The organism is Micromonospora sp. NPDC048999 (assembly GCF_040649295.1).
Taxonomy (GTDB): Bacteria; Actinomycetota; Actinomycetes; order Mycobacteriales; family Micromonosporaceae; genus Micromonospora.
The window spans coordinates 167,966-181,631 of sequence record NZ_JBEZFI010000009.1 but is presented as its reverse complement, the minus strand read 5'-3'; the positions used below and the strand labels follow the sequence as shown (position 1 = coordinate 181,631).

16 protein-coding genes are annotated in these 13,666 nt (G+C 67.3%); 6 read left to right on the top strand and 10 right to left on the bottom strand.

Annotated elements, in window-relative coordinates; genetic code table 11:
* Window positions 1–118: 118 nt before the first annotated feature.
* Window positions 119–550, bottom strand: coding sequence for an IS200/IS605 family transposase (gene tnpA / locus AB0C02_RS14125; protein WP_357547952.1), 432 nt, complete (start codon window positions 548–550; stop codon window positions 119–121).
* 24 nt (window positions 551–574) lie between these two features.
* On the opposite strand from tnpA, the gene AB0C02_RS14120 reads away from it, so the two are divergent.
* Together AB0C02_RS14120 and AB0C02_RS14115 are read left to right on the top strand one after the other, a co-directional pair.
* Complete coding sequence (locus tag AB0C02_RS14120; RefSeq protein WP_357547950.1) at window positions 575–1,723, top strand: transposase; 1,149 nt, start codon at window positions 575–577, stop codon at window positions 1,721–1,723.
* On the top strand, window positions 1,720–2,265 hold the full coding sequence (locus AB0C02_RS14115; protein WP_357547949.1) for a DUF4291 domain-containing protein: 546 nt from the start codon (window positions 1,720–1,722) through the stop codon (window positions 2,263–2,265). Before AB0C02_RS14120 ends, AB0C02_RS14115 begins: the two co-directional genes overlap by 4 nt.
* 99 nt (window positions 2,266–2,364) lie before the next feature.
* Here the strand turns inward: AB0C02_RS14115 and AB0C02_RS14110 are convergent, their stop codons facing one another.
* A complete protein-coding gene (locus tag AB0C02_RS14110) occupies window positions 2,365–3,132 on the bottom strand; it encodes a hypothetical protein (protein WP_357547948.1) in 768 nt (255 codons plus the stop codon).
* Window positions 3,133–3,415: 283 nt separating this feature from the next.
* Between AB0C02_RS14110 and AB0C02_RS14105 the strand changes: the two genes are divergently transcribed.
* Window positions 3,416–4,471, top strand: a complete 1,056-nt coding sequence (locus AB0C02_RS14105) for a hypothetical protein (RefSeq protein ID WP_357547947.1) — start codon at window positions 3,416–3,418, stop codon at window positions 4,469–4,471.
* A gap of 71 nt (window positions 4,472–4,542) precedes the next feature.
* Here AB0C02_RS14105 and AB0C02_RS14100 read toward each other — a convergent pair whose 3' ends face one another.
* The 3 genes from AB0C02_RS14100 to AB0C02_RS14090 form a co-directional block, all read right to left on the bottom strand.
* Window positions 4,543–5,283, bottom strand: a complete 741-nt coding sequence (locus AB0C02_RS14100; protein ID WP_357547946.1) for a tyrosine-type recombinase/integrase — start codon at window positions 5,281–5,283, stop codon at window positions 4,543–4,545.
* Between the two features lie 293 nt (window positions 5,284–5,576).
* Window positions 5,577–6,092, bottom strand: a complete 516-nt coding sequence (locus AB0C02_RS14095) for an SMI1/KNR4 family protein (RefSeq protein ID WP_357547944.1) — start codon at window positions 6,090–6,092, stop codon at window positions 5,577–5,579.
* A 192-nt stretch (window positions 6,093–6,284) separates the two neighbouring features.
* Complete coding sequence (locus AB0C02_RS14090) at window positions 6,285–6,752, bottom strand: VOC family protein (RefSeq protein ID WP_357547941.1); 468 nt, start codon at window positions 6,750–6,752, stop codon at window positions 6,285–6,287.
* Between the two features lie 525 nt (window positions 6,753–7,277).
* On the opposite strand from AB0C02_RS14090, the gene AB0C02_RS14085 reads away from it, so the two are divergent.
* Window positions 7,278–8,087: a DUF5984 family protein gene (locus AB0C02_RS14085; RefSeq protein ID WP_357547940.1), complete on the top strand. Its 810-nt coding sequence runs from the start codon at window positions 7,278–7,280 to the stop codon at window positions 8,085–8,087.
* Window positions 8,088–8,235: 148 nt separating this feature from the next.
* On the opposite strand, the gene AB0C02_RS14080 is transcribed toward AB0C02_RS14085, so the two are convergent.
* The 3 genes from AB0C02_RS14080 to AB0C02_RS14070 all read right to left on the bottom strand — a co-directional run bounded on the left by AB0C02_RS14080 (window position 8,236) and on the right by AB0C02_RS14070 (window position 10,124).
* A complete protein-coding gene (locus AB0C02_RS14080) occupies window positions 8,236–8,760 on the bottom strand; it encodes an HAD domain-containing protein (protein ID WP_357547938.1) in 525 nt (174 codons plus the stop codon).
* Window positions 8,761–8,885: 125 nt separating this feature from the next.
* Complete coding sequence (locus AB0C02_RS14075; protein WP_357547936.1) at window positions 8,886–9,353, bottom strand: hypothetical protein; 468 nt, start codon at window positions 9,351–9,353, stop codon at window positions 8,886–8,888.
* 39 nt (window positions 9,354–9,392) lie between these two features.
* Window positions 9,393–10,124, bottom strand: a complete 732-nt coding sequence (locus AB0C02_RS14070) for a TetR/AcrR family transcriptional regulator (RefSeq protein ID WP_357547934.1) — start codon at window positions 10,122–10,124, stop codon at window positions 9,393–9,395.
* 28 nt (window positions 10,125–10,152) lie between these two features.
* Between AB0C02_RS14070 and AB0C02_RS14065 the strand changes: the two genes are divergently transcribed.
* On the top strand, window positions 10,153–11,277 hold the full coding sequence (locus AB0C02_RS14065) for an FAD-dependent monooxygenase (protein ID WP_357547931.1): 1,125 nt from the start codon (window positions 10,153–10,155) through the stop codon (window positions 11,275–11,277).
* A gap of 142 nt (window positions 11,278–11,419) precedes the next feature.
* Window positions 11,420–11,860 carry a hypothetical protein gene (locus tag AB0C02_RS14060; protein ID WP_357547930.1) on the top strand — a complete coding sequence of 147 codons (441 nt, stop codon included), beginning with the start codon at window positions 11,420–11,422 and terminating at the stop codon, window positions 11,858–11,860.
* Window positions 11,861–12,101: 241 nt separating this feature from the next.
* Here AB0C02_RS14060 and AB0C02_RS14055 read toward each other — a convergent pair whose 3' ends face one another.
* Window positions 12,102–12,947 carry an ATP-binding cassette domain-containing protein gene (locus tag AB0C02_RS14055; protein WP_357547928.1) on the bottom strand — a complete coding sequence of 282 codons (846 nt, stop codon included), beginning with the start codon at window positions 12,945–12,947 and terminating at the stop codon, window positions 12,102–12,104.
* Window positions 12,944–13,615 carry a FadR/GntR family transcriptional regulator gene (locus tag AB0C02_RS14050; protein ID WP_357547926.1) on the bottom strand — a complete coding sequence of 224 codons (672 nt, stop codon included), beginning with the start codon at window positions 13,613–13,615 and terminating at the stop codon, window positions 12,944–12,946. Before AB0C02_RS14050 ends, AB0C02_RS14055 begins: the two co-directional genes overlap by 4 nt.
* Window positions 13,616–13,666 lie beyond the last annotated feature (51 nt).

The window sequence follows — 13,666 nt, the reverse complement described above, 5'->3', positions numbered from 1 at the left end:
CATTCGGCCGGACCAGAACCAGCCACCTTGCCCGACTCGAACTCGCCACCTGAAAACGGCCTTACACCCCACTCCAGGCATTTCCCAACGGAGTCGTTCAGGGCCGGGAGGAATCGCGTCACGGATCCGGATGCTTCTGGTTGGCGATGTACTGCTTGACGATTTCCAGTGGTGCGCCACCGCAGGACGCGGCGAAGTACGACGGCGACCATAGGTGCCCATGCATGATGTGTCGGTTGATCCGGCCTGTGAACTCTTTGCGTAGGTAGTGGGCGGACACGCCTTTGAGGGAGTTGACCAGCGTGGAGATCGCCAACTTGGGCGGGTAGCGCACGAGTAGGTGCACGTGGTCGTCTTCGCCGTTGAACTCGGCCAGTTCGGCTCCCATGCCGGCGCACACGTCGGCCATGACCTGCTCGCATCGGGTGAGCATCGCGTCGTTGAGTACGTCCCGCCGATATTTGGTGACGAAGACCAGATGAACATGCAGGTTGAAGACGACGCTGCGCCCTCGGCGAACGTTCGTGTCTGGTGCCCATCGTGGTGACATAGACCGGATGGTAAACTGTGGACCGTGAAGATCGTGGTGCAGGTGCGGTTGTTCCCTGACGCCAGCCAGGAGGCGGCGCTGCGGGACACGCTGCACCTGTGCAACGAGGCCGCGAACGTGGTTTCCGGTGAGGCGTACCGGTTCCGGGTGTTCGGCAAGCAGGCGTTGCAGCGGCTCACCTACGGGCGGTTGAAGGGCATGGGGTTGTCGGCGCAGCCGGCGATCCACGTCGCCCGGAAGGTTGCCGGCTCGTACGCCACCGTGAAAGCGAACATTCGCGCCGGTAACCTCGGCAAGCCCGGGTCGGAACGCCGCCGCAAGGCTGAGGGGAAGCCGGTCGGCTTCCGCCGGGACGCGGCGCAGCCGTTCGACGACCGGTGCCTGTCCTGGCAGATCCCGGACCGCACCGTGTCGATCTGGACAGTGCGGGGACGGTCGGGGCGCATTCCGTTCCGGTGTTCGGACGCGCAGTACGCGATGCTGTCTGCCCATCGGCGGGGTGAGTCCGACCTGGTGTGCCGGGACGGTGAGTGGTACCTGTACGCCACCTGCGATATCGGTGATGTCGAGGTGAAAGAGCCTGACGGATTCCTCGGCGTGGACCTGGGTATCGCGAACATCGCCACCACCAACGACGGCACCCGCCACTCCGGCAGAGGCTTGAACCGGGTCAGGCACCGTAACCAGCGGCTGCGGGCCAAACTTCAGCGGATCGGCACCAAGTCCGCAAAGCGGCTGTTGAAGGTCCGCCGGCGTAAGGAAGCCCGGTTCGCGGCGGACACGAACCATCGCATCGCCAAGCAGATCGTGATTGAGGCTGAACGCACCGGTCGTGGTGTCGCCCTGGAAAACCTCACGGGTATCCGCGACCGGGTACGGCTCCGTAAGCCCCAGCGAGTCACGCTGCACTCGTGGGCGTTCCACCAACTCGGCGCGTTCGTCGCCTACAAGGCGACACGGTCCGGGGTGGCGGTCGTCTACGTGGATCCGGCGTACACCTCGCAGGCATGCTCGGCCTGCGGGCATGTCGCCAAGGCCAACCGGCCTAACCAGTCCACCTTCCGGTGCACGTCGTGCAGCTTCGCTGAGCACGCCGACGTGAACGCAGCCCGTAACATCGCCACACGCGGTGTCGCGGACTGGGCAGCAGTCAGCCTGCCAAACGCGGCGTGACCGATGCAGCCAGCATCGGGCGCGATCTGCAAGCTCGGCCCTTCAGGGCCGAGAAGCTGACGCCGTCTTTCCTGTGGATGATGTACCGCTGCGGCTGGGCCGCGAAGCCAGGGCAAGAGCGCGTGTTGTCCATCGACATCACGCGGGAGGGATTTGAGTGGGCGCTGGCGCGAGCCTGCCTGAGCCATTACGACCGAGACTTGCACGGCGACAAGGCGGGCTGGTCGCGGCGGCTGAAGACCAGTCCCGTCCGGGTGCAGTGGGATCCTGAACGGTCACTGCAGTTGAAGGCGTTGCCGGACCGGTCGCTGCAGGTTGGGTTGTCTGGCGAGGCTGTCGACCGTTACGTCGACGATTGGGTGGTTGCCGTCACGGATATCACCCCCACCGTGCACCGGGTCCGGGACCTTCTGCGTAGCGGCGACGAACAGGCGGCAGCAGCTCAACTGCCTGTCGAGGATGTCTACCCGCTGCCGGATCAGATCGCCGTCGGCCTCAACGCCAGCCCGGACGTCATCACCGACAAAGCGCCCGAGCGGTAGTACGACGGCCGCTCGGCAGGCCGACGCGCCCCAGTCGCGGCATGCGGGCGCTAACGGCTTCGGGGGTCCCTGCCGCCTGGGCGTCGAGCGTAGAGGTGGCTAGCCGCGCGTGTGATACTCGGCGGACGTGGCCGGGGCCGTGTCGGTGCAGCCGCTGCGCCCGCACTCACATGAGTAGGGAAACGCCGGAAGGGTCGCGCCGATATGCCGCTCGTGGGCCACGATCTGACGATGGACGACGTCGTTCTCATGGCGTCGTCGCGACGCCAGTTCCCGCCCGGACCGAAGCCGCGCGAATGGCGCTGTGGCGGTGTTGATGGCCTCACGCACCGACGCCACGACATCATCCCAATCGACGTTGGTCGGGACCTCGACGACGGCGCGGCCCGCATCCGAAGCCGCTGATTGAAGCCGTGCGCTGATCAGCTGGTCACGTTCGACCAGGGCTTCTACCCGAAGGCGGGCTGCGTCGTCTCCTTCCACGAGCCGTTGCCGTCGAGCAGTGCGCGAGCGCTCGGCGGTGGTGATAAGCCAGATCGCGCCGACGGGTGACCACGTCGCCGCCGCTCGCGGGTGCAGTTGGGGCCCCTCCACGAGCGTCGGCACCCCCGCAACCTGAGCGGCTCGAACGTCGTCCATCACGGTGGGCAGCCTGAGTGCGGACGTGCGGTCGAAGTCGTCGGCCGCAGCCGCCGCGCCCAAGGCGAGCACATCATCGAGTGGGGGCCCGAGGGCGCCGAGGCGCTCCAGGTGGTCGTAGGTGTAGGCGTCCACCGGGTGCAGCGCGAGGTCAAGCTCGTGGGCGAGCCGGCGGACTGTCGTCGACTTACCGGAACCCGGTGTGCCACCAACCCAGAACATCGGCATGCTCGTCACCATTCGCGCCATGGTGCCTGACGACCACAAGGCACCGGCCGCGCACCTTGACGAATGCGCGCTCGTCGGCATGGCCGAGTGGCGTCAATGACCGTCCGATCGGCGGCAGATCATCAGGAGGCACGCTCCACCGGAATTCGTTGCCGGGCGCCGCTGAGCGTATGGCCTGTCGATACGGAGATGCCGCGCGAGGTCCGCGCGGCACGGGGCCGCAGCGCAGCCGGCTGGGTGCGGCGGTGATCTAGATTGACCTCAGTCGACACGCGGGGGATACATGACGGTTTTCGGCTGCAGGAGCTGCGACGCCACTCTGACGGTTCCGGTGTCGAGGGTGGCGCTGCCCGTCCACGCGGACCAGAAGTATGGGAACGGGCCGGGATCGCTCGCCCCGGCACTGGAACCCGGCACGTTCGCGGTGAATCCGCTGCCCTCCGGTTCGCCATGGCGCCGGTGGGCCGAACTTGAACCCGGTGAGGCCGAGGCGCTCGGCTGGTACGCGCCGAGGTTCCGCATCTCCGCCGGGCCGGTCGGCCAAGTGCTGCTCGCCCCGGGGGACGTCCGCGGCGCCGTCATCGCCCCGGCGCTGGTCGGCGACTCCGCGTGCTGTGGCCTCGACGGCGGCGAGCCCAATATGGTCTGCGCCACCTGCGGCACGCCGGTGGCCATCCGGATCGACGACTGTGGCCTGCGGCAGGCCATCTGGCTGGACCCGCTGACCACCCGCGTAATCGAGGACGGCCCCGGCCCGCACTCGATGCTCGACTGGGCGGACCTGATCGACCAGCGGCCCGGTATCCCGCCGTCCGAACCGGGCGGCAACTGGCACCCGATGTGGGCAGCCGCCGCAGGTTCGGCGCTGGCACACTTGCTGGCCGCCTCGGGCGGCGACCCGATAGTGATCCCGGATCACCAGGTCGCCGAGGTCTTCCGGCCCACTCTCGATCGTCTCGCCGGCCCGGGCAGGACGGGGCCAAAGCGCACCCTGGTTCTGGCCGGGCCCGGCCTTCCGGACGCCGACGGCGACCTCGCCCTCATTCCAAAACATCCGCAGACCGGCGAACTCTGGCCGGTGGCCCCGCCGGTGAGGCCGGTCCCGCTAGCCTGGGACGCCTGGCGGCACCTCGCGTTTTACCGCGCCCCGAAGCCGGTCGGGCGGTCGGTCCCGATCCCGCCGGAGGCCCTGCCGGCACTGCTCCCGGGTTCCCGGTTCGAGCCGGACGGCCAGATCTTCCTCAGCGATCTGGCCCGACTGCCCGAGGTCAGACAGCCATGGTTGCGTGCCATCTACGACCGAGGCCGTCCCTACAGCTACACCTTCTACGTCTTCTGACCGCCTGCTTCGCCGTGATAGCGCCCTTCCTCCGGCGGGTTCACTATCATCGGCAAAGCCGCGAGCGTTTGCTACGTCCCGGAGGCCATGTACGCGGCGAGGATGTAGTTGGGGTGCCGGTCGAGGTTCTTGCGTGCTCGGTCGTAGCGCATGGTGGTTCGCGGGTCGGCGTGGCGGGCGGCGATCTGCACGTCGCGGAGGCTGACGCCGGCGTCGAGCATGGTGGTCACGAAGGTGTGGCGAAGCATGTTGGGGTGCATCCTCGGCATTCGGATCCCCGCCGTGCCGGCGAGGTGCTTGAGTCGGCGGGTGGCGGCGTGCCGGTCCATCCGCCGACCGTGGGTGTTGCGCAGGATCGGCCCGCTGGTGCGCTCGTCGACGGCCCGGTCGATGGCCCTGGCGACCGCGGGTGGCAGGGGGACGAGGACGACCTTGCCGCCCTTGCCGCGTACGCGTAGGACCCGGTGGCCGCGTTCATCGCCCAGATCGGCGATATTCGATCCGCAGGCTTCGAAGATCCGCAGCCCGAGCAGGCCCAGAAGGGCGACCAGGGCGAAGTCGTTCGGATTCGGAGACTTTCGGGCGGTGGTGATCAGGGCTTCGAACTGCAGGTGCCCCAGTCCGAGGGTAGGTGACTCGGCCGGCACGGTGGGTCGGCGGACGTAGTCGGCTGGCGAGTGCTCCAGGATGGTGTCGACGACGCAGACCCGGTAGAAGCCGACCACGACCGACAGCCGACGGGACACTGTCGAGGGCTGGTACCGGCGTACGTCCTGCAGCCAACGCACGTACCGCTCGATGTTCACCCGCACCGCAGTCAGCGGGTCAAGGCCGTGGTCGCTGCACCAGCGGAGGAAAACGTGCAGGTCGGACCCGGTATGGACGCGCGTCTGGCCGCGGTGGCGGCCCAGGAAGGCGGATGCCGCGGCTCGTAGAACGAGTTGATCGGCAGGTACGACACCGGAAGCGGAAGCAGGAGAGGTAGTCATACATCACCGTGCGTCACCAGCGGTAAAGAAATGCCACGACGCCGGGAGCGGCAGAATCGGACGCCGGGCGGAGGCAGATCGGTGAGGGTGCGCCAGCCATACGGATCCCCGCGTGTCTACTTGGTTGCGGAATTGACGAGCGCTGTCAACGCGGGTAGCTCGGCATCGGCGGCGGCGATCAGTGCCTCGACGGTCCGTGGCGCAGTGCCGGTGTACCGCTGAGCAATAGCGACGAGTTGCGGGACGGGCTCGGGTACGCGGTGAAGGCCGTCGACAGTCTCCAAGGGTCCAACGCCGTTCGCCAGCAGCCAGAGGTAGTCACCCATGTCTCGGGCGATGACCTGCAGTTCGCCCTCCGAACCGAGGAACACGATGGGTTGTTTTTCGATTGCGGCTCCCGGCGCACGGATCCAGAAGGCAGCCAACCCGCCGGAACCGTCGCGTCCGAAGACCCGAAACGGTGGGACGTCGGCGGCCGAGTCGCCGGTCCAGTGACGCCACCAGTCTTTGGTCTCGCCGGACCGCATGAACATGTCGTCCGGCTGGAAGTCGTGACCGTCGTGGTCCTCGAAGAATCCTGATGCGTGTGCTTTTTCGACCACGGCCGGCAGCGTTCGGTCCTCCTCGGTCACCAAGCGATCCTACGCAGACGGACACGGCTGCCCTGCCGGGAAGACCTCGCCTGCGTCTCGCGGTGGACAAACCGCCGGGCATCCGCTCATCAGCAGTTCAGAATGCCCGAACGCCGCGAAGCCGACCACCCACAGTGAGGGCGATGCGCGGCTGACGCGCACGGACGGCGGCAGATCCGGGCGTTGCGGGGCTCAGCCGATGCGTTCTGCCAGTGAGACGATGATTCCTTCCGGCCCCCGGACGTAGGCCATCCGCCAAGCACCCTCGTACTCGCCGATGCCGCCGACCAGTCTGTAGCCCTCGCTCGCTGCCCAATCGACAGCGGCCTGCAAGTCGTTGACCTCGAAAGAGACGTTGCGTAATCCCAGCTCGTTGGCCATGGCAGCCGGCGAGCCCGGCACGGAGTCGGGCCGCACGAATCTCGCGAGTTCCAGGCGGGCGCCTTCGTCGGGCGACTTCAGCATGACGATCTCGGTGCGGGAGTCGGGAATGCCGCAGACCGTCTCCAAGAACTCGCCCTCGACGAACGCCCTGCCCTCGACCTCCAGGCCGAGCGCCACGAAGAAGGCGGTCACGACATCGAGGTCTGCAACCGTGATGCCGACGTGGTCGAAGCGGCGTACATGTGACATGGGCCGTGCTCCCGTCGTATCGATCATGTATCTGCCACGGTAGGCGTTCGCAGTATCTAGACCAACCGACACGAGGAGGCCGGTCGTCACCGTGTGACCGTCCGCAACTCGGCACGTCCGCATGCTGGCGACGCCGCCGCCGTCACCTTCGATGGCGAGCCCTCAGCGGCAGAAGCGGGCGTTCCGTGAGTGTTGGGGGGCTCGTTGGGATACTCGATCCATGACTCGGAATCGGCGACGGCCCGGCGACGAGGCGTACCGAACTGCGGTCTGCGCTGTCGCTGCCTATCTCGCGGACGAGGACGCCGATGTCTACAACATCACCGACGCTGCGGTTCGCGTCGATGGCTTGGGTTACGCGTTGAACCTCACCGCCCTCGCCGCGACGGCGATCACTGCTCTGGCTGGGCAACCGGCCGCACACCAATGGAGGTGCTGCGGTCGATGGAGCCCGAGGGACGGAACTTGCCCAGATAGCCGGTAGGGCGGCGCGCGGTCGGCGGCAGATCCGGGCTCTCGATCGACCGCCGGACGTTACGGGATACTGCCTCGATGATCAGGTTCCGGTTCGAGCTGTACCCACTGGACGAGGTGTCGCCGTGGGGCAGTGATCAGCCGAGGCTCCACTGGTTCGGGCTCACCGAGGGCTGGTACTGGCTCGAAGTAAGCGGGCAGGAGCTGCTGCGCCGCACCCGGGAAGTTCACCCGCATCCCTACATCGACTACTACCTGGCCCGGCTCTGGGAAGACGTCATTGCCCTTACACCCGAGGCGCTGGAGCCGGTGCCCGACGACCTGCAGCCGTTCATCGCCTCCCACCCCACGCAGTGGACGTGTGACCCGCTCGAGTTCGTGGCCGAACCGGATGAGGAACGGACCGACGACGGGAACGCGGACGTGCCCGACCATCCAGTCGTCACGGCCGCGATCTGGCAGGGCCAGCACAACCTGGACTTCGGTTACCTGCGCAATCCTCCCAAGCTCCGGTTCTGGCGTACCACCCGTGGCGATCGCGACGAGATCACCATGGATTGGCGGCACGAGGACGACGGTGAGATCGGTTTCACCGCCGACCCCACAGTCCGGCTCAGCGTCCCGACCACCGCATACCTTGAGGCCGTGCACACCCTCAACCGCGAGCTGATGGACACCATGGGGCAGCGGGTCGAGGAGCTGGAACGCCGCGGCGGGCTACCTGGCGTGGACCTTGACCTCGTCCATCTGCGGCGGGAACACGAAGACCGGCGGCATTGGCTTGCCAAGAACCTCGACCGATCCCCGAAGACCGACTGGAACGTTGTCCGTGAAGGTGCCCGCCTGCTGCTCGGTGGCGTTCAACGGGCCGGCGCCCCAACGGGCTAGGCATTCCTTCGAGCACCTGACCGGGACAGCATCCGCTCATCGACATGTCCGGACGTCCTCGCACCTTAATGCGCCACGGTGACGACTACCGAGGGTGACGGATGTGCCAGCACCGGCGTGCATTGCCTGCGCGGGTGCGTGCAGCCGATCAAGCGGTCTGGTTGAGCTGTTCGAGCCATTGACGTGCTGTCGCAAGGTCGGTGTCGGTCAGTCCCCGATGTGGGTCGACGCGGTGCAGAAGCGCCGGCTGCGGGTGGTGTGCGGTGATCCACCGTCGGTCGGCGTCGGTGGTCTCGTCATCGAGCCAGACGAACGGGCGTCCGGCCGCCCACCGCGCCAAGGGCGCGGTCTTCCAGTGCACACCGCGCGGTGGTTCCTCGTCAGCGTCGGGAAATTCGACGACCGGCAGAACGGGAAGGCCGAGGCGGGGTGCGACCACCTCGTTCGCCTCGGCCATCCAGGTGCTCGCCCAGACCAGATCCCCGGGTAGGGCGAGCAAACGGTGGCCATCCTCGCGGTCGAGACGATCCAACAGCGGATTACCAGGACCGTCGGGGGCACGTCCCGGGTCACCGCTGGAACGGCCACCAGCGCCGGCTGAACGGCGGCGGAACGGAATGAGCACGCCATCGACGTCGACAAAGATCAGCGGTCGCGCGACACCAGCAGGCATGGCCGAACCGTACCGCTGATCAACGATGCCCTGGGACGTCGGTCGGCTCGACCGACCCGTGCCGTCCCCGCAGCGTTCGAACGGCGGCATAAGCGGTTGCTCGGGAACGTCGGTTCCGGTCGTCCCTACGCGGTGAGCAGGCGCTCGATCCGCTCGTACTCGGCGGCCATCTCGGGTTCGGCCAGAAAGTCGCTGATATCGGCCGAGACCTGAGAATCGACCTGTTCGATGGAGCGGATAGCGAGCTCGTAGAGCTCGCTGCGGTGGCCTGTCTCCAGGTAGGTCGTCCAATGCTCGAGTGCGCAGATGATGTTCAGCAGGTCAGTGTCCATGTCGCCGTCGGTGAGGATGCCGTCATCGATACGCGCCAGCTGTGCGCGTAACTTGGTCGGGCTGGCCGTCAGGACGTTCTCGCGGGCGATGGTGAGCGCCGCCGCCGCATCCTTGTCGAGCTCAAACTCAACTGCGACGTCAAACAGCCGTTCGTCCCGGACGAGACGGGTGACCGTCTCAGCGCCGAAAACGCGGAGGTTGTCCTCGCTGGCCCTGGTGACCAGATGGCGAATCGTCGTTTCGAGCTCGTCGTACCTCACTGCGGCAGTCTATGGATGGGGCGCTGCTGGCCCAGAGCGTTAGGTCGCCGTGCGGGGACGGCTGGTGATGCCGTCCAAGAGGGTGGTCAGGTTGTGGTTGAAGGTTTCTTCGGCATTGAGGTGGGCGCCGTCGATGACGAGCCGGGCGACGGTGGGGTACCTGCCGGTTTTCAACATGCGGGTGAGGTAGGGGCCGAGGCTGGCCTGCCAGGCGGCCTCATCGGCGCCGGTGGAACGGGCGGTGCGTCGCTCGGTGACCTCTCTGCGGACCGCTCCGATGATGAAGGCGTTGAGGGCACCCAGAGCCCGCTGGAGGTCGTCGATGCCGCGCACGCCAGGGGCCTGGCTCAACGCCGCCGCGGTCGCTTCGCCCACGGCGAGCGCGTGAGGTCCCAAGTGTGGCCTTGCGCCGAGCAGATCGGAAAACCACTCATGATCAAGGGCGGCGTCACGGGTCGCGTGGGCGACGGCCAGCACCGTGGTGCGCCACTCGGAGTGCCGGCCGACCTCGGCGATCCGGGCATAGACGACGTCGACCATCAGATCGAGTAGTTCGGATCTGTTGATCACATAGTCGTAGAGCCGCATCGGACCGACCCCCAGCTCTTTGGCGATCTTGCGAACCGACAGGCCGTCGAGGCCGTGCGCGTCGGCAAGCCGGATCGCCGTAGCGGCAATCTTCTCGCGGCTCAACGGCACCGGTGCCGCTCGCGGCTGGGGCTCAGGCCGTTCCCAAACCGGCAACGCTTCGCTACCGTACGGTGTATCCACGAATACAGCGTACGGTAAGGGAACGAAGATGAGAATCGCGATCGCCGGTGGCGGCCTTGGCGGGCTGACGCTGGCACGGATCCTGCACCAGCACGGCATCGGCGCAGTGGTGTACGAGCGCGAGGCAAGCCGATCCGCGCGGCCCCAGGGCGGCGCGCTCGACCTGCACCCGGAATCCGGGCAGCAGGCCCTGGCCGAAGCGGGTCTCGCCGGCCGGTTCCGGTCGCAGGCGCGGCCGGACGGCGAGGAACATCGCATCGTCGACCCGACCGGACGGACCCTGGTGCACCACAAGCCGCAACCCGGCTCATTCTCCGGACGCCCCGAGATCGACCGGAACGTACTGCGTGATCTTCTGCTCGATTCCCTTCCCGGCGACGCGGTTGTCTGGCGACACCGGCTTGTCGCGGCGACCCCGCTACCTGACGGGGGCTGGGGGCTGACATTCGACGGCGGACACCGAACCGACTGCGACATCCTCATCGGCGCGGACGGCGCGCGCTCGGTCGTCCGGTCGCTGCTGACCGACGTCCAACTGTCCTATGTGGCCACCCTCATAGAGCTGAACATCGAAGACGTCGACCGGCGTCATCCCGATCTCGCCAACCTGGTCGGCCCCGGAAACCTGTGGTGCGTCGGCGTGAACCAGATCCTGGCAGCGCAACGCCTCGGCGACGGCAGCCTACGGGTCGGGATCTCGCTGCGCGAAGACGATCGCCGCATCGACACATACCGACGTAAGCCTGCTCTCCTCGACATGTTCGCCGGCTGGGATCCAAGTCTTACCGCACTCATCGAAGCCAGCGACAACGCGCCGACGCCGCGCAGGATCGAAGCGATGCCCATCGGTGCGCGCTGGGCCAGCAGGCCGGGCGTCACCCTTATCGGCGACGCCGCGCACCTCATGCCGCCGGTCGGCGAGGGCGCCAACCAGGCCATGCTCGACGCTGCCGAGCTTGCCGCCCGACTCGCCGCCAACCCCGCCGACCCGGACTCGGCAATCCGGACGTACGAGGAGGCGATGTTCACCAGGACTCGCGCGATAGCCGAAATGTCCGAACGAGTCCAGGCGATGATGCTGTCCGCCACCGCGGCGGAAGACATCGTCCGCTTCTTCATGGCCCGGCCCGCCGAACCGGTGCCCGCAGACTGAGAACGCGCCGTGCAGCCGAACCGTGACGGCTACCGAGGGCGATGGGAGTGTCAGCACCCGCGCGCGTTGCCTGCGGCAGTTGAGGATGCCTACGTCAACCTGTAGGTCGCTCGCTCGGCTGCGTGAGCGATCATACTGAGCCATGGTCATCACGTCTGACGGTTTGTTCGACCATGGCGAGGACTTGAACGATCTCGCCGAGTGGATCCATGAGTATCAGCCTGCAGGTTGGCCCATAGACCGTGTCGTTGCGTCCGTCTGCGGTGCGTGCGCTTACCGCGTCTTCCGCGTCGTTGTCGATGACGGAGGACAGGGCGCGTACCGAACCTGCGTCCGTTGCAATGCTATGGCCTACATAGCAAACAGTGGCGAGTACTGGATGGACGATGAAGCCGAGCCAATCTCGTGCGAGTGCGGTGGCGATGCCTTCGAGGTCGCGGTCGGCTTCACGCTTTACGCCGACGGCGATGCCGTGCGGGCGATAGGCGTCGGCGTGCGATGCGCCACCGACGGGATGCTCGGATCACCTGCGGAGTGGAATATCCGGGATCATCCGAGCCTCCACCTCCTTCAGCAGGTCTGAGCCTCGTCTGCCGAAGGCCCTCCCAGCATCCGCTACTCGGCATGAGCGTGCGCTTCTGCGTTCTCGCGACGGCTTGGGCTGCGGGCCGGACGCTGCTACCGGCGTCGCGCCGCGCAACGTTCGCACTGCGGCAAGGTGCATCGCCGCCGGGGTCTCGCGGAGGCCAGGAGTACGGACGATGCCGGTGGTGTCTCGGCCTACGTTCCAAGCCTGGTAAGTCGGACTCGAAGCCGGAGGTTGCTCACCCAGCTGCCGTGACGAGGGACGCGAGGTCTCGTTGTCGTGCACGTGTCGCGCGAGCGGCCCATCGTCCGCCGTGCTCCTGGACGTCGATGGGATGGTTGAAGGCGGCGGAGATGTTCTCCGTCGTCACCGTCGAGCGCGCCGGACCTGCGGCCACGACCACGCCTGCGGCCATCAGCAGGGTGTGCGTGGTCGTGGTGGGCAACTCTTCGAGGTGGTGAGTGACGAGAATCGACGCGATCCGGGGGTGAGTCTCGTCCAGCATGTCGATGGTTTCGAGGAGCTGCTCGCGGGCGGCGACGTCCAGGCCGGTGGATGGTTCGTCCAGCAGGAGCAGCCGCGGCTCGCTGACGAGCGCGCGGGCGATGAGCGTTCGGCCTCGTTCGCCTTGGGAGAGCGTGGGCCAGCGTTCGTCGGCCTTCCCTACCAGGCCCAACGCGTCGATGAGCGCGTCGGCTTTGTCGACTTGGCTGGGTTGGGGCTGCCAGCGCGGCGGCGTCTCGGTGGTGCCCGTGAGCCCGGTGAGGATCACCTCGCGGACCGTCAGGGGCGAGCGCAGCGGATGGCGCGGATTGACGTGCCCGATCATCCGGCGGAGCGCTTGCAGCTCGACGCGGCCGAGCTGCTCGCCCAGTACCTGCGCAGTGCCCGAGGTGGGGTGGTTGACCGCTCCGCAGAGACCGAGGAGAGTGCTCTTGCCCGCGCCGTTGGGGCCGAGGAGCGCCCAGCGTTCGCCAGCTCTGACGGTGAAGGTGATGCCGCGGAGTATCTCTTTGTTGTCGCGGCGGAAGGTCACGTCGCTCAGTTGCAGCACTGTCTCTGGCGCCGACTTGTCGGGGATCATGCTAGTGCTCGCTTCAGAGCGCTCAGGTGAGATCGGCTGCTGTTCGCGGCGGACTGCGGGTCGCGGTTCGCGATTGCCTCGACGAGCGCTTGGTGGGCGGCGTGGTCCGCTTCGGGCGAGGCCAGTGGGTGGGCCCGCAACATGCCGACCATGGCCACGTGGATGCGTGGGACGAAGCTGTCGAACAACTCGGTCAGCACCTCGTTGTGGGCCGCGACGATGACGGCGCGATGGAATGCCATGTCGGCATCGACGTGTTCCTCGATGCGGTGATCGGTGGCCGACCGTTGGGTTAGCGCTCGCCGGATTGCCCGTAGATCCGCCGGTGTGCGCCGCTGGGCCGCCAGCGAAGCAGCCTCGGCCTCAATTGCCACCCGGGCTTCGATGACCGCGATAACGGACGCGCGGCGCAACACTGCGCCCCGCTCCTCGGCGACGTCCAGCGCGGTGACGAACACCCCGGCTCCCTGCCGGGAGTCGAGCACGCCTTTGCCGGCAAGCTCGCGGATCGCCTCGCGGAGCGTCGACCTCCCGACGCCCAGCCGCGCCGCCAGAGTCGTCTCGCCGGGGAGCTTGTGCCCCAGCGGCCACGCGCCTGAGCGGATATGCGCCAACAGGGCATCCGCCGTCTGCGCCGCAAGCGGGTGCCGCTGAACCGACGGGATCATCGCCTGCCTCTCTCCCCGCCTCGGCATCTGGGACCGATTCCTCAGCTTGTC